At 48.1% G+C, this 16,333-nt stretch carries 20 protein-coding genes and 1 tRNA gene; 11 read left to right on the top strand and 10 right to left on the bottom strand.

Annotated elements, in window-relative coordinates; all coding sequences use genetic code 11:
• Positions 1-125 precede the first annotated feature (125 nt).
• Positions 126-587 (top strand): GNAT family N-acetyltransferase, encoded by a 462-nt coding sequence (locus NC997_RS08295; protein WP_190527546.1) that lies wholly within the window; start codon positions 126-128, stop codon positions 585-587.
• Here the strand turns inward: NC997_RS08295 and NC997_RS08290 are convergent.
• The 4 genes from NC997_RS08290 to NC997_RS08275 form a co-directional block, all read right to left on the bottom strand.
• Positions 571-1,419: a sensor histidine kinase gene (locus NC997_RS08290; RefSeq protein ID WP_190527313.1), complete on the bottom strand. Its 849-nt coding sequence runs from the start codon at positions 1,417-1,419 to the stop codon at positions 571-573. The two genes, NC997_RS08295 and NC997_RS08290, sit on opposite strands and share 17 nt — an antisense overlap.
• Before the next feature lie 37 nt (positions 1,420-1,456).
• Positions 1,457-2,044, bottom strand: coding sequence for an L-threonylcarbamoyladenylate synthase (locus NC997_RS08285; protein ID WP_190527311.1), 588 nt, complete (start codon positions 2,042-2,044; stop codon positions 1,457-1,459).
• Positions 2,045-2,086: 42 nt separating this feature from the next.
• Positions 2,087-2,989 (bottom strand): peptide chain release factor N(5)-glutamine methyltransferase, encoded by a 903-nt coding sequence (prmC, locus tag NC997_RS08280; protein ID WP_190527308.1) that lies wholly within the window; start codon positions 2,987-2,989, stop codon positions 2,087-2,089.
• 106 nt (positions 2,990-3,095) lie between these two features.
• The gene (locus tag NC997_RS08275) at positions 3,096-3,869 is read right to left on the bottom strand and encodes a Tic22 family protein (protein ID WP_190527306.1); all 774 of its coding nucleotides are present in this window, start codon (positions 3,867-3,869) and stop codon (positions 3,096-3,098) included.
• Positions 3,870-4,199: 330 nt separating this feature from the next.
• Between NC997_RS08275 and NC997_RS08270 the strand changes: the two genes are divergently transcribed.
• Positions 4,200-4,328, top strand: coding sequence for a hypothetical protein (locus NC997_RS08270; protein WP_277878449.1), 129 nt, complete (start codon positions 4,200-4,202; stop codon positions 4,326-4,328).
• 52 nt (positions 4,329-4,380) lie between these two features.
• On the opposite strand, the gene NC997_RS08265 is transcribed toward NC997_RS08270, so the two are convergent.
• From NC997_RS08265 to NC997_RS08255, 3 genes are all read right to left on the bottom strand, one after another.
• Positions 4,381-4,454 (bottom strand) — tRNA-Pro (locus tag NC997_RS08265).
• Positions 4,455-4,580: 126 nt separating this feature from the next.
• Entirely contained in the window at positions 4,581-5,108 is a 528-nt protein-coding gene (locus NC997_RS08260) for a GNAT family N-acetyltransferase (RefSeq protein WP_190414148.1), read from the bottom strand.
• A 460-nt stretch (positions 5,109-5,568) separates the two neighbouring features.
• Positions 5,569-5,784: a hypothetical protein gene (locus tag NC997_RS08255; protein WP_190414002.1), complete on the bottom strand. Its 216-nt coding sequence runs from the start codon at positions 5,782-5,784 to the stop codon at positions 5,569-5,571.
• Positions 5,785-6,039: 255 nt separating this feature from the next.
• Between NC997_RS08255 and NC997_RS08250 the strand changes: the two genes are divergently transcribed.
• Complete coding sequence (locus tag NC997_RS08250; RefSeq protein ID WP_190414000.1) at positions 6,040-6,765, top strand: hypothetical protein; 726 nt, start codon at positions 6,040-6,042, stop codon at positions 6,763-6,765.
• Here the strand turns inward: NC997_RS08250 and NC997_RS08245 are convergent.
• Positions 6,762-6,926: a hypothetical protein gene (locus NC997_RS08245; protein WP_190527304.1), complete on the bottom strand. Its 165-nt coding sequence runs from the start codon at positions 6,924-6,926 to the stop codon at positions 6,762-6,764. The genes NC997_RS08250 and NC997_RS08245 overlap by 4 nt on opposite strands.
• On the opposite strand from NC997_RS08245, the gene NC997_RS08240 reads away from it, so the two are divergent.
• Both NC997_RS08240 and NC997_RS08235 read left to right on the top strand, forming a co-directional pair.
• Entirely contained in the window at positions 6,920-7,888 is a 969-nt protein-coding gene (locus tag NC997_RS08240; protein ID WP_190527302.1) for an alpha/beta hydrolase, read from the top strand. The genes NC997_RS08245 and NC997_RS08240 overlap by 7 nt on opposite strands.
• 202 nt (positions 7,889-8,090) lie before the next feature.
• Positions 8,091-8,462 (top strand): hypothetical protein, encoded by a 372-nt coding sequence (locus NC997_RS08235; RefSeq protein ID WP_190413995.1) that lies wholly within the window; start codon positions 8,091-8,093, stop codon positions 8,460-8,462.
• A gap of 98 nt (positions 8,463-8,560) precedes the next feature.
• Here NC997_RS08235 and tsaD read toward each other — a convergent pair whose 3' ends face one another.
• Positions 8,561-9,613, bottom strand: a complete 1,053-nt coding sequence (tsaD, locus tag NC997_RS08230; protein ID WP_190527300.1) for a tRNA (adenosine(37)-N6)-threonylcarbamoyltransferase complex transferase subunit TsaD — start codon at positions 9,611-9,613, stop codon at positions 8,561-8,563.
• Positions 9,614-9,715: 102 nt separating this feature from the next.
• On the opposite strand from tsaD, the gene NC997_RS08225 reads away from it, so the two are divergent.
• The 5 genes from NC997_RS08225 to NC997_RS08205 all read left to right on the top strand — a co-directional run bounded on the left by NC997_RS08225 (position 9,716) and on the right by NC997_RS08205 (position 13,642).
• Positions 9,716-10,213: a Photosystem I reaction center subunit III gene (locus NC997_RS08225; protein WP_190413990.1), complete on the top strand. Its 498-nt coding sequence runs from the start codon at positions 9,716-9,718 to the stop codon at positions 10,211-10,213.
• Between the two features lie 36 nt (positions 10,214-10,249).
• On the top strand, positions 10,250-10,378 hold the full coding sequence (locus NC997_RS08220; protein WP_190413988.1) for a photosystem I reaction center subunit IX: 129 nt from the start codon (positions 10,250-10,252) through the stop codon (positions 10,376-10,378).
• Positions 10,379-10,492: 114 nt separating this feature from the next.
• Positions 10,493-11,017, top strand: coding sequence for a photosystem I reaction center subunit XI (locus NC997_RS08215; RefSeq protein ID WP_190413986.1), 525 nt, complete (start codon positions 10,493-10,495; stop codon positions 11,015-11,017).
• A 298-nt stretch (positions 11,018-11,315) separates the two neighbouring features.
• Complete coding sequence (gene purH, locus NC997_RS08210; RefSeq protein WP_190527298.1) at positions 11,316-12,875, top strand: bifunctional phosphoribosylaminoimidazolecarboxamide formyltransferase/IMP cyclohydrolase; 1,560 nt, start codon at positions 11,316-11,318, stop codon at positions 12,873-12,875.
• Between the two features lie 62 nt (positions 12,876-12,937).
• Entirely contained in the window at positions 12,938-13,642 is a 705-nt protein-coding gene (locus NC997_RS08205; protein ID WP_190676877.1) for a hypothetical protein, read from the top strand.
• A gap of 57 nt (positions 13,643-13,699) precedes the next feature.
• On the opposite strand, the gene NC997_RS08200 is transcribed toward NC997_RS08205, so the two are convergent.
• A complete protein-coding gene (locus tag NC997_RS08200; protein WP_190527295.1) occupies positions 13,700-15,628 on the bottom strand; it encodes a sugar phosphate nucleotidyltransferase in 1,929 nt (642 codons plus the stop codon).
• 242 nt (positions 15,629-15,870) lie between these two features.
• Between NC997_RS08200 and NC997_RS08195 the strand changes: the two genes are divergently transcribed.
• Positions 15,871-16,251 carry a hypothetical protein gene (locus NC997_RS08195; RefSeq protein WP_190527293.1) on the top strand — a complete coding sequence of 127 codons (381 nt, stop codon included), beginning with the start codon at positions 15,871-15,873 and terminating at the stop codon, positions 16,249-16,251.
• Positions 16,252-16,333: the final 82 nt, after the last annotated feature.

The following is a 16,333-nucleotide window of genomic DNA, read 5'->3' as shown; positions in this document are numbered from 1 at the left end:
TAAGCTAAACGGTAGATTTCGCTAAAAAAGCGGCAAATTACAGAAATTCGGTGCAATTGAACACCAATCCCCAGCGGGTTGATGAGTAGAATGAGCCAGTACGAGACTCTAAATTATTGATGACGATGGATTGCAGTCATATTCAATTTTGTGACCGTAAATCACAAATCGACTTTCAACAACTGCAAGAGCTGTTTCACTTAGCTGCCTTCTGGGCACAGAACCGGCAAATTGAAGATTTAAAAGTTGCGATCGCCAATAGCGAACCTGTGATTAGCGTCTGGGACGAAAACAAGCTGATTGGATTTGCCAGAGCGACTTCCGATGGCGTTTACCGTGCCACTATCTGGGATGTGGTCGTACATCCGGCATACCAAGGCGCAGGACTCGGACGCAAGTTGGTGGAAACAGTCTTGAGCCATCCTCGTGTCAGTCGGGTAGAGCGGGTCTACCTGATGACGACTTATCAACAGGGCTTTTACACGCGCATCGGTTTTGAATGTAGCAACCCCAGTACGACGATGGTGCTGTATAACAACCAGCCCCTAACCGAGCCTCTGCCTACCCAGGTTATGTCGTCTCAATAGGCACTAGGGGAAGAGAAAACTGAAGCCGGGTAAGATTCTCTCCGCCTGAAGGATCAGCGGCGTCTGCTGGTTGCGCTGCCACTACTTCCAGGCGTCCCTGCATCACTTCGATGAGGGTTTGAGCAATCAGTAAGTTCATCCCCTCGGATAGCTGTGGCATTTGTCGGGGTGCTCCTTTGTTGGGTGCCCCTACCAGCTCCTGTGTCTTTTGCTCTTTGAGCAAATCGACTGGCTCGCTCCAGACGCTGACGGGGCACTCGGCATCAATCCAGATGTGGATGTACCTGTACCCAGATGCTGGTGAGGGGGGCACCCAAACCCGAATGTTGCCTTCGTCCATGCGAGCGATCGCGGTATCGACCAGATTTAGCAGCACCTGCTGCAATCGTCGCGGATCTGCCAGAACGTAAATCTCTCGATCGGGTGGCGATACCTCAAGGCGGATACTCCGATTCGCTGCTTGCAGGTGAGTCAAGTTGTAGACTTCCTCTAGAACCTTGGCAAGCTCGACGGGTTGAATCTCTATCCGACTGGTGCCGTGTTGAGTTTTGGCAACGGCGATAATTTCGTCTATGAGCTGCATCAGCTTCAGCGCGGAGGCGTGAGCCTGAGCAATAAACTCTCGTTCTTCTTCTGGGTTGTCACACAAATCGGACAAAATCAACTGATGCAAGCCAATCAAACTGTTGAGGGGCGATCGCAATTCATGAGAAGTCCGCGCCAAAAACCCAGCTTTAAACTGGCTCATTTCTGTTGCCATGTGGTACGCCATCTGGGTTTGCTTGAGTTCCTCCAGGATGGCTGTCACGTCCGGATTCGCGTCTTGGGACATAAATATAATTACCAGTTTTGCTGATTAGCTGAGTCGATTAAACTACCAATTTAACCGCTCCTTGCCGCAAGATTTCCCAGCCGCTGCCCGTCCATTTGGCGACGGTGGAAGGAACGCCAGCCGTCGGTGTTGTTTCCTCCTCCGAGGAGAATAGCGTCAGGACATCGGGAAACTGCGCTGCGATTTCTGCCATCGTTTCCAAAGGTGGCTCCCCCGAACGGTTAGCGCTGGTGGTTGCTAAGGGGCCAGTTTGCGACAAAATTGAGAGCGCGACGCCAGAATTCGGCACTCGCAACCCAATCGTAGTCGGGTCAGATGGATTCATCGCTTTAGGAACGCACGCTGAGGCTGGCAACACTAAAGTCAAAGCACCAGGCCAGTATTGGTCAGCAACTTGTTGCCAAATCTGCCATTCAGATGGACTTCCCTTGACAAAATCCCACAAATCTAAAGCGTTTGCGCCCATTAAAATCAGCGGTTTATCTTGCCGCCGCTGCTTTGCTGCAAAAATTAACTCTGACCGATCCGGCTGCACTGCCAGTGCTGGTACAGTATCGGTGGGAAAGCTAACCAAACTCCCAGAACGAGCGCCTTCTATCAAGGCTGCCATTGAAACTTGTGTCATTTTTTTAGAGTTTTGAGTTTTGAATAAATCCCCTCAAATTCATCACTCATCGGGTTTCCGATAGGCTAAGGCAAAGCGTTCAATCCCAGCTAAATCGGCGTGAATTTGAATTTTGCAGTAACTGCCTCGATCTTGCAACAGTTGAGCAACTGCATCGGCTTGTCCCGCCATCATCTCAATTAGCCAAATACCGCCCGGTCGCAGATAGTCTGGCGCTATTTCTACCAAGTGGCGGATGCAATCTAAGCCATCTGTGCCACCGTCGAGGGCGAGGTGGGGTTCGTGTTTCGCCACTTCCGGTTGCAGGGAAGGCAGCAAATGACTGGGAATATAAGGTGGGTTTGATACCATGCCGCTGAGCTGACGTTTTAGGGCGGACAACGGCTGCCACCAAGAACCTTGGTAAAACTGAATGCGAGCCGCTAAACCCAGTTGCTGGGCATTCTGTTGAGCGATCGCTAGAGCAGCCGGACTATAATCAACCGCGTGGAGAGTGGCAGATGGAAAGGCATCTGCGAGTCCGAGAGCGATCGCGCCACTGCCAGTTCCTAAATCTGCCCAATGTCCTTGCTGTAAGGGCGGGGAGGCTCCACTCTGAGCAGCAGCGGCAACCGCCAAATCAATCAGATACTCTGTTTCCGGTCGCGGAATCAATACTGCTGGTGAAACAAACAGAGAAAAATGACGCCAGGGAGCAACACCAGCCAGGTACTGAACTGGCAACCGCTCATCCAGACGCCGTTGCCACATCTGGGTTAACTCCGGCAACGGCATCGGTAATTTTATCTGGGTTTTGTCTTTGAAAGACTCCAACCGCAGCGCCAACCGATCTAGAGCGGCGACTTCTCGCAGCAACCAGTCTACTTCTGTTGGGTCAACGTCCGCGGATTTGGCAGCATCCCGCGCCCAGTTGCGCCACTTCCAAAGTTCTATACCTGAAACCATACCCAAGCAAAACACCAGAATCAAGGAAAAAAGATAAAAGATAAAGTATGAAGTTTATCCTTCATACTTTATCTTTTATCTTTGATTCTTTTGTCTATTTACCGCTTTAGCGACGTTGTTGCTGAGAATTCGCGGGGGCAGGACCACGCGATCGCACAAAGTCCACTGACGCTTTGGGTGGAACCAGTACAATGTTGTTCAGCTGCTGATTATTGCTGGTGCGTAAAGTTTCAATTACACCCTCCAGATTCACCACCTGAATTTCCACTGTAGATGCCAGACCTGGCTGTTGCTGTTTGAATCGATCCAGCATACTCTGTAATTCTTCTTTGCTAAAGAAGAAAGGAATGATGGGTTTATTGTCTCGTTGTAAGGTCAAATACCCCTTATCCTTTCCGCCTCTTGCCACAAACAAAGGAACCCCATCAAAATTTTGCACGGGTTTGCCGCTTTGACTCAGGATGGCTTTTGCTGAATCTACCTGCTGCTGGGTGGGTACGAAAGCAAAATCCAGACCATCTGGCTTGGCTGCATTCGCTTGATCCAGTTTGTAAACGTCTCCCAGCGATACGGGTACCACCTTCACCGTACTTGCTAGTTGAGCATTTTGCTTCTTCAACCGTTCGATAAATGTTTGAGCATCTTGCTGGCTGATAAAAACACCTGCCACTGCGGTCTTCTTTTGCCCCTCATTCACTGAAGCAACTAATGGAGAACCTTGAGGATCGGTGATCGTAAACACGGGCACAGCTTGCAACTTTTCTAGAATCTGTTGTTCTGGCAATGCCAGCGCCCGCAGCGTTTCTAAACCGGGCAGCGCTCCCAGTACAACACTTCCCACTAAACCCAGTGTTGCGCTCAATCGAACTAATGATCTCATCACAATTCCCTCAAAATTTTTCGTTGAATACCCCGCCTTACCAATAATAGAGTCGAGACAAGGCGATAATGTTTCTTCGCTCTAGCAGTACCCGAATGAACGGGTCAAAGTTTATTGCCAACTAAACTTTATCGATTCTACTGTTTTGTTGCGACTGTCATTTTTGAACTGTTTAACTCCCCATGTCCTAATTCTTGGCACCAAGGGTCAATTTGATGCCTGAACTCGCTATTTATTCATTCTCAATGCTGCATACTCGGAAATGGAATTCCCAAATTACTGAAGGAATGAATGGCGAATTGTAACCCTCTATGACTATGTAAGATTAGGATGAGTTCCACGCAATCGTCAGCCAACTTATCTCCCAATTTACCAGGGAAAAATCTGCATGAATCACCTCCCGAAGTCCTCAAAGGAATTTCAGCAGGGTGTCAGACAGCAACACCTGAAAATTATTGAGATTCCCTCTAACCTTGGCAGGTTTGGGGCTAACTCTTTTTACTACTAAAAATCGGGATGACAGGATTTGAACCTGCGGCATCCTGCTCCCAAAGCAGGCGCGCTACCAAGCTGCGCTACATCCCGGTGAAATTCAGCGATGGGCTATCAGCCGATCGGGTCTTGGGTGTTTAACTCCCCTGACACGCCGTGCCAGCGACCTCTGGTTATTATAGCTTATTTAGCCGATATTTGGAGTAAAGAATTCACAAACTAATCTGGATACCAAAACATCCCTTTAATTCCTTCCGGGTCGGCAATAAAATTCAGTCCCCGGTAAAAATCCACCACCTGGGGGTCAGCGAACAGAGTAATGTTGCTAATGTCTTCACTGCGTAGCTTCTTGATCGCGTACTTCATCAACGCCTTCCCCAGTCCTTTGCCTTGAAAATCTGGGTGAACTACCACATCCCAAATGGTGGCATTGAAGGCATGATCGGAAGTGGCGCGGGAAAAGCCTACCAGCCTTCGCTGGGTTCCTCGCACTTCCCACATCGAAACGACTAAAAAACTATGTTCGATTGCTTTCTTGACCTTGCGTAGCGGACGCCGGGACCACCCGACCGCATCGCAGAGTTCTTCGAGTTCATAAAGGTCAATGTCGCGTTCGGTGCTGAAAAATATCCGAGAGCCGCTGCCCGTGCGATCGCCTGTACCTTCTACAACATCCCCCTCCCCCAGCGTCGGCTTCGACGCAGTGCTACCATCAGAACCGCTAAACAAGCTTTTCCAAAAACCCATGCAGGTGTGGTTAAGGTATTTACATTCTCCAGTTCCCAGCAGTCTGGGGAATTCCCAACCGTGCTTCGCACCGCGTGTGCTAACACGCGATCTGAGACTTCCTAATCGAAGAGACCAGCTCCAACACTTTCAGGTTTCCCTGCAAGTACCAAATATCTAATCTCTACAGGATTTACTTCCGGTGTCCGGTTGCGAGAAACGAAGCAATCTGAGGAACGAATCAATCTCATGCAATCAATTGACGCGGGGGAGTCACGTACACTCTTGGAGAGTGATACAGTCTCAGTATCTCCATCCCTCTTATTTCAACGAATCTAGCCCAAACATCACGAAAAAAATGATAACACAATTGCGCTACCTTTTAAACCATTACACGCACTCCCCGATCTGGAGCGGGTGCGGCATTGTGTGGTTTAGGGCGCATTCGGCAATACTGGCAATACATTAGTTAGACTGAATTCTACGGGTTAATACTCCGCAGCTCCACAGCAATCCCGATTTCCTTGAATTGTCGGTCGGGAGAAGCTACCGTCTCGCCAAGCCATCGTGCAGCTAGGCACAAGTTTTTGGCTGATGACTGGAGACAAGAGCAACAGAAGAACTGAGAAACAGAGGCAGCTTTTGACTGGTTACTTCCTGGATGCCACATCGCGTTGGCACAGGTGAGCAAAAACAAAGAAAATCATGTACGGGCAGCTAGTCATGATACGACGAATGTTGAGTTATTTCACTAAGGGGCAAGGGAGAACTTGCACCGGTTATCTTTATTTGCACCAATCTACTCAACTCCACCGGGAGTTGGTATCGAGTGGATAATTTTTTTAGGAAAATTTGTGAGAGATTAACCATAAGAGAAGGTTCTTTGGCGAAGGGCACTTGGCTCTATCTCCCAAAATGCTTTTAACCTGGCAAGCGAGTCTTAGCCCTATATATGGCCACGGGTTTGAAATCATCCACACTAGAACTTCTGAAGCGCTTTAATCGGGCGTTTCCTCAGTTCTACGAGCAGTTTGTCAGCAGTGAGATTCAGCTACAAAACTTGAGGCTTGCCTATCGGCTCTATAAAACCACCAGAGCGGTTATTGAGCTGAAACCCGAAGGCAATAAAAGTGCCCTACATTTTGCTTACCGCAACCAATCTTTTCTGCTAAGTGATATTTTTGGGGTTCTGGCTGCATACGGGCTGACCATTCACAGTCTCAGTCTATATGGTCAAATCGCTCCTCCGATGCTAGTTTTCATCAAACTGGTGGTGTCTCGTGGCAGCAAAGCACTGACAGACAAAACCTCGGAAAATGTCTGTCGCGCCATTCGGGAAGCTTTGGCTGGGCGCTTTGAAGTAGAAGAGATGCTGGCAGTGGAATTTAATCTGGATGCCGGTTTGGAGCAGGTAGAAACGGAATTTTATGTAGACCCTGTTTTCCATCTTCCGGCGCTGTTAATTGAGGCGGATAACCAACCGGGTCTGTTTTATAAGGTGATGTACGCTATCTGGCAAGAGGATTTGCTGGTGGTCAATGCCAATTTGCTAGTCTGGCGAGGACGCACCCGCTTGATTCTTTACTTGTTGGGACCGAACGAAAGTGTGATTCCGGAATATTTAGGTCAAAAAATTGCTGAAAGCGTGCGTCAGCGATTGCTAGGGCGCAGATTTTAATGTTTAGCCATTCGTCTTTTGTCCAATAGTCCTACTTTACGCTTCTCGAAGCGATCGCGCCTACAAGCAGACGTTTCGTAAGGCAGGGGTAGCCCATGACCAATAACAATGACTTCTTCACCAATCTGGTAGAACTTCGGGATAGGATCAAAATATGGCAACTATCGAAATCCTGGGAGTTCGGCACACCTACGATTTGACGCCTCCCATTGCATCATCTACCCCTGTTTTGGTCTTTATCCACGGCTGGCTCCTCAGCCGTCGGTACTGGCAACCCCTGATTGAGCAGATAGCACCAGATTATCAGTGTTTGTCTTACGACTTGCGGGGGTTTGGTGATTCTCAGCCTCTAGATAATTATGGGTTCACCCGTCAAGAAATGTCGGTGCAGAGTCGGCAAGTCGTCCGCGAGAGTCAGCAAGAGGAGAACTTTCTTCGCTCTTCAGAGCCTCTTACGTTGAGCCTCTCGAATTACACTCCCGCTGCTTATGCCAAAGAAGTCGGTATTTTGTTGCAGAAGCTGAATATCTCTAGTGCTTGGCTGATTGGCCATTCGTTGGGTGGCAGCATTGCCCTTTGGGCGGCAGACCAGCAACCTGATTCTGTTAAGGGGGTCATCTGCATTAATGCTGGAGGTGGCATTTATCTGAAGGAGGCTTTCGAGCGATTTCGGGCTGCGGGTCAGCAGCTTCTGAAACGGCGTCCCCATTGGCTGTGCTATGTACCGGGGATTGATTTGCCTTTTACGCGGGCGCAAGTGGCGCGTCCAATTGCTCGGTGCTGGGGACGACAGCGACTGATTGATTTTATTACGGCTCATCCGGAAGCGGCGCTGGGGACTTTACTGGATTCGACGACGGAAGCGGAGGTCAATCGCTTGCCGCAGGTGGTGTCACGGCTAAAACAGCCGGTTTATTTTATTGCTGGTGCTAAAGATAGGGTAATGGAACCGAAGTATGTGCGCCACTTAGCAAGCTTTCACCCGTTATTTCAGGGTTGTGGTGAGAACGTGATGGAAATTCCGGACTGCGGACATCTATCGATGGTGGAGCAGCCAGAGGCAGTTGCTACCGAAATTCGCAGAATTATAGCTAATTGTCCGGATTCTAGCAACTTCGCTTAAGGTAGATGTTTTGTTTACACCATAAATCTTTAAATTTTATTAAGATTAAAGGGGTGCCTGCTAAAAAACGATATGGATTTTCGCTGCTTAGATTTTGACTGCGATCGCGATGAGCGATCCCAGAAGAGTAGTAATTAGTCTGAGTGGCAAGGGAACAATCAACTGATGAATCTAAGGCTTTCCTGATACTTTTGCTGAAATTATGATCGATCCAAAACAGACTATTCAAATTTCTTCGGAGTTGACTGACGAACATCTGCTGGCTATCTGCGAGGCAGCCGATGTAATTGCTTGCGAGTGTCCTAGTTATTTGGTTCGGCTTTTAAATGATGTCAGAGAGTTTCGCCGTTACACAAATGAGTGTATTGAGCGCTTTCCCTCGGATGCAGAGACTCATCATTGGCTCAGCAGTCGGGCGAATCAGGTAGAAATGCTGCTGTCTTTAACGATTTATGAGCTTTTGCAGAAAGAAAATCTTTTAGATGAGAATAATCAGCTGAATTTGCAGCAGCTTTCAGACAGAAACCGGGCGATCGCGCTATCCAAAGTATTGCATCCTTACTCATCAAAATGATCGAGAGAATCGACTGATTTAAGGTCTGTTTAGAAATTGCGCGATCGCTTTGTCTGAAAAATATTGCATCCTCGCGCCTCAAAACTGGATGCAAACTTCTACTGTGAAGTTTGGTAAAGCTGCATAACATCAGTAATTGGCAGCCGGGACTGAACGCCCAAAGTCAATCGGGAAGTATGACCCCGATTCAAATGATCGGCGGCAGCACAGGCAATCATGGCGGCGTTGTCAGTGCAGAATTTTAGCGGGGGGAACAGCACCCGCAGGTTTCGCTGTGCAGTAGCGACTTGCAGGTGTTTTCTCAGCCCACTGTTGGCGGCGACACCGCCACCGATGGCAATGGTATCAAGACCGTAGTCGAGGGCGCAGGCGATCGCCCTTCGCGTCAGACTTCGCGCTACGCTTTCTTGGAAACTTGCCGCAATGTCATTCACGGGCAGCGACGGAGACGCTTCCTGCTGCAACTTTTGCACCAGTCTCAGCACAGCTGTTTTTAAGCCACTAAAACTAGAGTCATAGGGATGATAGCCGCCCCCTGGCACCCCGACATTCCCTTCCGGCAAAGGATAGGCTTGGGGATTCCCCGCTTGGGCGAGTTGGTCAATCACCGGCCCACCCGGATAACCCAGATTTAACAACCGCGCCACCTTATCGAAGGCTTCACCAGCGGCATCATCGCGGGTTTCTCCCAGTGTCTCGTACACACCACAATCTTTCACATAAATCAAGCTGGTGTGTCCGCCCGAAACCAGCAGACATAAAAAAGGCGGCTGTAAAGAAGGTTCGCTCAAATAAGTAGCGTATATGTGGCCTTCCAGATGATGGACTCCGACAAACGGTTTCCGATGGACAATCGCAAGAGTTTTGGCAGCCGTCAGCCCCACCAACAATGCCCCCACCAAACCAGGGGCGCAGGTTGCCGCAATACCATCAATTGACGCCCACTCCATCTGCGCTTCTTGGAGTGCTTTGTCTAAACAATTGTTAATTATTTCGACGTGTTGACGCGAAGCAATTTCTGGCACAACCCCGCCATACTGCCGATGAACAGGGATTTGTGAGGCGACGATGCTACTGCAAATTTGACGATTCTTTACGATCGCTACCGCCGTTTCGTCACAACTTGTTTCAATCGCTAATACTGTTGACATTCACTGGTACTTTAATATATCGATACATGATTGCTTCCGTACAAACAATGACCTTGTTTTGTACATAAAAGTTTTCGTTTTGTAACAAAAGGAAACAATCCCATGAAACGATTGTTGGCTTTGATTTTTGCCCTTTGTATTTGGTTTAGCGTTGCCCCAACGGCATCGGCTGATAACGTATCAGGTCTGGTGCCATGCAGCCAGTCCAAGGCTTTTCAGCAACGTGCTGCAACCGCCCGCAATACCAACTTCGACCCCGATTCAGGGCGCAAGCGTTTTGAACGTTATTCTCAGGCAATGTGTGGCCCAGAGGGTTTACCCCACTTGGTTGTAGATGGTCGCCTGGATCGTGCCGGTGACTTTATCATTCCCAGCATTCTGTTCCTGTATATTGCGGGTTGGATTGGTTGGGTTGGTCGTGCCTATATTCAATCGGTGAAAAAAGAGGCAAACCCAGAGTATAAAGAAATCCAACTGGATGTTCCCCGGGCTGTTGGTTTTATGCTAAGTGGCTTCACTTGGCCTTTGGCAGCAGTCAAAGAATTGCTCACGGGTGAATTGACTGCAAAAGAAGATGAGATTCCTGTCTCAATTCGCTAGTTACGTTGAATTATTGACTGTTTTGGAGAATGATTCATGCAGTATTTCCTCAAGTATCTTTCCCTAGCTCCGGTTCTGGCTATTGTGTGGCTATCCCTTCAGGCTAGTCTCTTGGCTGTCTTTATCTACATTTTCCCCGACCTGCTTTTCCATCCAATGCCGTAAAAATCGCAGGATTTTCAAGACTGGATAAAAAATGCTGTATCAAACGATAGAAGCATCTCCAGTTTTAACCCAACGATAATTAGTGGCACTAGCTCATCAAAAGGTGAAGAAATTATGCAAGTGCAAGCAATAAGCGACTCGAAAGATCGTCGTAACGACCCCAGAAATCGGGAAGTTGTCCATGAAGCTGGCGATCCGCAAATTGGCAATTTAGCAACGCCGATTAATTCTTCCGGTTTCACAGAGGCTTACATCAATAACTTGCCAGCCTATCGCAAAGGGCTGTCACCCGGACGCCGAGCATTAGAAATTGGTATGGCTCATGGTTATTGGTTGATTGGTCCCTTCGCCAAACTGGGTCCTCTGCGCGATACAGATGTCGCGAACCTGGCAGGTTTGCTGTCAACGGTTGGCTTGATTATCATTTTGACGATTGGGCTATCCCTCTACGCTTCTAGCAATCCCCCCAACCCCACTAAAACGATTACCACGCCCCGTCCTCCAGACGCCCTCAATAGTCAGGAAGGCTGGAACGAGTTTGCGAGTAATTTTCTGATTGGTGGAGTTGGTGGTGCGGGAATCGCCTACCTGCTGATTTCCAATTTGGAACTGCTTCAAGGTCTGTTCAAAATTGGGTAGTAGCAGTAGCGATCGCTAGCTTGGAAACACCTGTTATACAAGTCTTCTAGCGTTCGGTACGAGTGGCTTACCACTGCGCGTCCACCCATCTGTTTAACCAGAAATGCGTGGCGTCGTGGCTGAGGCAAACCACTGACCAACCGTTTTCTTGCCACCAGGCAAGCGGTTATCTGAAACTCCTCACTTCGCTTTGAATCAAGAACCCTGCCCATGCCGTGAGGGCAGGGTTCTCTGTTTGTGCATGAGGGCGATCGCATTTATCCTGAGTAAGGTTGGAAAAAGAGGGACTTTAGAAGTTATGGCGCGTCTAGCACTGCTGAGTGTATCTGATAAAACTGGGCTAATCGACTTTGCCCGTCAGTTGGTTGAAAAATTTGAGTTTGATTTAATCAGCAGTGGTGGAACGGCTAAAGCCCTTAAAGATGCTGGGCTACCCGTGACGAAAGTTTCCGATTACACGGGTTCTCCGGAGATTTTGGGGGGGCGAGTCAAAACGCTGCATCCCCGAATTCATGGCGGGATTTTGGCGCGTCGGGATGTGCCCCAAGATTTGGCAGATTTGGAGGCGAACCAAATTCGCCCGATTGATTTGGTGGTGGTCAATCTTTATCCTTTTGAGCAGACGATTGCGAAAGCAGAAGTCACATTGCCGGAAGCGATTGAGCAGATTGACATTGGTGGCCCTGCGATGATACGGGCTTCTGCAAAAAACTTCCAACATCTAACAGTTTTGTCTAACCCGGCTCAGTATGATTCCTACTTGCAGGAATTGCAGCAACAGGGCGGGGACGTGTCCTTTGAGTTCCGTCTGGCTAGGGCACGAGAGGCTTTTGAGCATACGGCGGGGTATGACAGGGCGATCGCGACCTATCTCACCCATCAATCCCCTGTAGAGGCAGAGGCGCATACATCGCCCCTACCCACCCAATTTGACCTTTCTGGACAACAGTTGCAATCTCTACGATATGGGGAAAATCCCCATCAACCTGCCGCATGGTATCAAACTGGGGCAGGTGCCTCTGGATGGGCAGCGGCGACTAAACTCCAGGGAAAGGAACTGAGTTATAACAACTTAGTGGATTTGGAAGCAGCGCGGCGGATTATTGCCGAGTTTCCTGATACCCCAGCCGCGACGATTATCAAACACAATAATCCCTGCGGCGTAGGTTTGGGCAATAGCTTGTCTGAGGCTTATGAAAAAGCTTTTAACGCTGATTCGGTTTCGGCTTTCGGGGGGATTGTGGCGCTAAATCAGCCGATTGACGCCTCCACAGCGACAGCACTAACCAAAACATTTTTAGAATGCGTCGTAGCACCGGGATGCGAACCAGAGGCGCAGGAAATTTTGGCGGCTAAGTCTAAGGTGCGGGTTTTGACTTTGCCAGACTTGGCGGCTGGGCCGGAAAATACAGTTAAAGTGATCGCCGGTGGTTTTCTCGTCCAAGCTTCAGATGACGTGGTGGAAAACGCCAGCCAGTGGCAAGTTGTCACCGAGAAGCAACCAACGCCAGAACAACTTGAAGAATTACTATTCGCCTGGAAGGTCTGTAAACACGTTAAATCTAACGCGATTGTTGTAACGCGCGATCGCACTACTTTAGGTGTGGGTGCTGGACAAATGAATCGCGTTGGTTCGGTCAAAATTGCTTTAGAACAAGCTGGGGAAAAGTCCCTAGGTGCCACGCTTGCCAGCGATGGTTTCTTCCCCTTCGACGACTCGGTGCGGACAGCAGCAGCAGCGGGAATTGTAGCGATTGTTCAGCCGGGAGGCAGCCTGCGCGATCAAGATTCGATTAGGGCTGCTAATGAGCTTGGTTTAGTGATGGTGTTAACAGGTATCCGTCATTTCTTGCATTAAGCAGTCAGATGGAGAGCATCTGAGTTGTGTAAATTCACCTATTGCTTGCGGCTTTTCAAGTGATGCCATTCGTTGCTCTTAGCGGTCAGGTTGCTTTAATACCAGTGATTGAGTTCGCGCCAAGCGACTATTGTCATAGCGAACGGAGTCTTCCTCTCGGTAGGGTAGTAGAAAATCCTCATGCTTGGTATCGATACTGGAAGGAGAGCCTTGCCGATTCGGAACTCGAAAGTATAGAACCGATTCGTCCTGGTTCTTGGCTGGTGCCAATTTCTCAATTAGTTGAGCCATTTGTCCTAAGACATCTGGTGGAAACATATTTCGAGAAGCTAGAGATTGCCACTTCGAGTCCGGATCTAGAGTGCATCGGTTCCTTTTCTGGAGGCTATGTCCTGTGTTGCAACGACGATATCGTCATAGAGCCGACCTGCTGTAGTGGTTTAGAGGACATAGCAGCGTGGGAAGGGGCAATGACCTATCGTGGAGAGCAGTGGGATGAGCTGTGGATTGGTCATCCTTGGGTTTCTGTTCGGTTTGCTTCGGGGAATCTGTGCATTAGCGGATACCACGAAACGTCTAGCTCAAAGCTCCCAAACTCCGCTACCCGATACACAGTCAAACCTTCCGTACTTGAGGTTGCTATAAGAGCAGCTAAGGCAGAAGTAGAACTGTTTAGACAGCGTTTACTCTCAGTAGTACAGAAGTTGACGCCAGCAGCACTAGCCTCAGAGATAGTCTGTAATCTAACGGGAGCGAGGAGCGGCTGATAAGCGATCGCGATCGCCGGGGTTCAGATGCTTTATCGCGATCGCTCACCCTTTTAACTACTTCCCTGCATTTCTAAAATCAATCATTGTCTGGCGATAGGGATCTGGCAATCCGGTGTCATAACACTTACCGTTGACAATATATCCGGTCATTCCCTCTTGCTGTTGCAATTGATCGAGACAGGATGTTAACTGAAATTCGCCTTTTTCGTCCCGGAAGTTGTTTTGAATATTATTTTCGAGAAATTCAAATATTTTCGGTGTGAGTACATATAAACCGAATATACATAAGAATTGATCTTCTGCCATTCCCTCTACACGAAGATGCTGGCGTGCATACTCAACCGTAGGCTTTTCTGCAAGTTGTGTTACTGAAAGGATTGAGTTTGAGTCCTGCCAAATTCCTGTAACACAGCCAGATTTATAAAGACTTTCTTCTGGAAGTGTCGTTAAACTAACAACACTTTGATTAACTTGTTTGTAAGCATCTAAAAGTTGACCTGCACATGAAGTTTCAGTGTCCGATGAGTAAACATGATCGCCCAGCATCAGCAGAAATGGCTCATCTTTCACCCATTCTTTGGCACAGAATACAGCATAACCATAGCCTTCTGGTTTGTCTTGATTCAAAAATGTAATTTTGCTGCCTAAATCTTGTAGATACTGGCTATATTCCTGATTTTGCGGCGATAATTTCTTGAAAAGTTCGCCTGGAGGTGGAGCCTTAAAGAACTCCTCAAAAAGTGCGCGATCGCCTGGTTGCACTACAATCCCGATTTCTTCTATACCAGCGCTGATGGCTTCTTCCACAATTGCTAGAATTACCGGCTTGGCACGACCCTCTCGATCGATAATCGGGAAAAATTCCTTTTTCACCGCCTTGGTAGCTGGAAATAAACGAGTTCCGAAACCTCCGGCTGGAATGATAGCTTTGCGAACTTTGCGTGCATGAAGTGTTAGCTTTAAACCTTGCATTTGAGGAAAATCCCGTTCAATAATTTCAATGACTTTTTGCTGGCTTTCTTCGTCTTTAACGATAAATTGTGCTGTACCATCCCCTTGCGAACCAACACCTTTCCCTCCCCAAATGTAGGGCTGAATGGGTTCATAATCAAGGATTTTATGCAGGATGGGAGCTGTTAATTGCTCAGGACAGACGGGAATTAGATGCTTATCAAATTCGGTTTGTGCCTTCTTCATCAAGATACCAATTTTTTCAGCATCTCCTTTTTGCAAGGCGTTAACTGCTTCTTGAGTAATTTGAGAACTGATGGAGCCAAGATATTTTTGGACATTCTCTTGGGATTCGTTACAGGCGAAAGGATAACACTGATTCAAGTTACTGAGTATTTCCTGGGTATTTTTTCCAGCACCGAGATCCACGATTACAAAGAATAGATTTTTGGGCACTTTTAGTTCGACGACATCCGAGCGATCGCCATCAAAAACCATCAGGATCGGGCGATCGCCATAAGCACACGCTTGATCCATCCGTCCGCAGCGAGAAGGCGTGGTAATCTCCCCCTGATAAGCCAACTCCATTTCGTCTCGGAGGGTCATCTTTAAGTCATACACGCGATTGAAAGCACGAGCTACGAGGACGCACAGCGCAGCACTGGAGGAAAGACCTTTCTTAACTGGCAAATCTGTCAGATAATTGTCGATTTCCAGTCCGTCCACTCGGTAACGAGCCACAAATTGGTAGGCAACGCCAGCGGCATAACTAAAGAAATCACCTTTTTCAGCTTCGGCAAGCAAAACCTCGGCGTCCATCGGCAGAGTCAGCGTTTTCCGGGTGCCGTCACTCAGGGAAGCGTGAAAAATCAGATGAGTAGGATGAGGCTTAACCTCGGCATAAAGCCCCTGATTAGTCCCGACGATCAGCGTATAGCCTTTTTCTAAATTCGGATTGATGCGGCGATAGTCTCCCGCCCAATCGCTGTGTTCGCCAAACAGACACAGGCGACCTGGAACAAAAATTTTCATAAATTTCATGCTGCTATCTTCGCACCCTCTAGTAATAAACTACTCTGGGTGGTGAGCAAGCGTTGAAGCGATCGCTCTTTTTATCTACGCGATTTATCTACCGCGATGATTCGGCTTTTTGCACCCCGTTGGGTATCGGTACCAGTCAATACATCGCATCGACTGGTTAAAATTGCTCTGAAGCTAGGGAGAAAGCCCAAAGATAGTTTCTTCAATTTTTCAACATCGAAGAGGAAACGTTTATGCAATCGGCTCCACAGCAGCCTAACGTCCAGGATGTAAAAGTTCAGCTTCTCCTAACGGGAGGGCATGAGTACACCATTTATCTCAAGTCAGATTCACCCGTACTTCACAGTCTGCTGAAGACAATTGTGGCTCAATCCCAAAAGCAGGAAGCGGTATTTTCTTGTTTGTTTCAGATTCCCATTAATGAGGGTCATGCGGCTCTGTCTTTTTCGAGCGATCGCTTGGTTGGCATCGTTACGGAACCGCCCCTGTACGTGCAACAAAACTTGCCGCCAATAGAAGAGCCACCACCTCAATCTGTAGATTTTTTACCAAATATTTTACCTTCTGAATATGTGCAAATTGATAAGTGCTTATGTAAAATAAATTACACATAATAAAAAGTAGAATAAGCTAAAACAAAAGTCAAGAAAACAAGAGACTTATGAGATTTATTAGAGATTTAAGCCGAGAAACTCA

It is taken from the genome of Trichocoleus sp. DQ-A2 (assembly GCF_039961915.1).
Classification (GTDB): Bacteria; Cyanobacteriota; Cyanobacteriia; order Cyanobacteriales; family FACHB-T130; genus FACHB-T130.
This window is presented reverse-complemented; position numbering and strand designations above follow the sequence as displayed.

Coding starts and splice junctions, on each gene's coding strand:
- NC997_RS08295 (WP_190527546.1), top strand. CDS start 126: ATGGATTGCAGTCATATTCAATTTTGTGACCGTAAATCACAAATCGAC.
- NC997_RS08290 (WP_190527313.1), bottom strand. CDS start 1,419: ATGTCCCAAGACGCGAATCCGGACGTGACAGCCATCCTGGAGGAACTC.
- NC997_RS08285 (WP_190527311.1), bottom strand. CDS start 2,044: ATGACACAAGTTTCAATGGCAGCCTTGATAGAAGGCGCTCGTTCTGGG.
- prmC (WP_190527308.1), bottom strand. CDS start 2,989: ATGGTTTCAGGTATAGAACTTTGGAAGTGGCGCAACTGGGCGCGGGAT.
- NC997_RS08275 (WP_190527306.1), bottom strand. CDS start 3,869: ATGAGATCATTAGTTCGATTGAGCGCAACACTGGGTTTAGTGGGAAGT.
- NC997_RS08270 (WP_277878449.1), top strand. CDS start 4,200: ATGAGTTCCACGCAATCGTCAGCCAACTTATCTCCCAATTTACCAGGG.
- NC997_RS08260 (WP_190414148.1), bottom strand. CDS start 5,108: ATGGGTTTTTGGAAAAGCTTGTTTAGCGGTTCTGATGGTAGCACTGCG.
- NC997_RS08250 (WP_190414000.1), top strand. CDS start 6,040: ATGGCCACGGGTTTGAAATCATCCACACTAGAACTTCTGAAGCGCTTT.
- NC997_RS08240 (WP_190527302.1), top strand. CDS start 6,920: ATGGCAACTATCGAAATCCTGGGAGTTCGGCACACCTACGATTTGACG.
- NC997_RS08235 (WP_190413995.1), top strand. CDS start 8,091: ATGATCGATCCAAAACAGACTATTCAAATTTCTTCGGAGTTGACTGAC.
- tsaD (WP_190527300.1), bottom strand. CDS start 9,613: ATGTCAACAGTATTAGCGATTGAAACAAGTTGTGACGAAACGGCGGTA.
- NC997_RS08225 (WP_190413990.1), top strand. CDS start 9,716: ATGAAACGATTGTTGGCTTTGATTTTTGCCCTTTGTATTTGGTTTAGC.
- NC997_RS08220 (WP_190413988.1), top strand. CDS start 10,250: ATGCAGTATTTCCTCAAGTATCTTTCCCTAGCTCCGGTTCTGGCTATT.
- NC997_RS08215 (WP_190413986.1), top strand. CDS start 10,493: ATGCAAGTGCAAGCAATAAGCGACTCGAAAGATCGTCGTAACGACCCC.
- purH (WP_190527298.1), top strand. CDS start 11,316: ATGGCGCGTCTAGCACTGCTGAGTGTATCTGATAAAACTGGGCTAATC.
- NC997_RS08205 (WP_190676877.1), top strand. CDS start 12,938: ATGCCATTCGTTGCTCTTAGCGGTCAGGTTGCTTTAATACCAGTGATT.
- NC997_RS08200 (WP_190527295.1), bottom strand. CDS start 15,628: ATGAAAATTTTTGTTCCAGGTCGCCTGTGTCTGTTTGGCGAACACAGC.
- NC997_RS08195 (WP_190527293.1), top strand. CDS start 15,871: ATGCAATCGGCTCCACAGCAGCCTAACGTCCAGGATGTAAAAGTTCAG.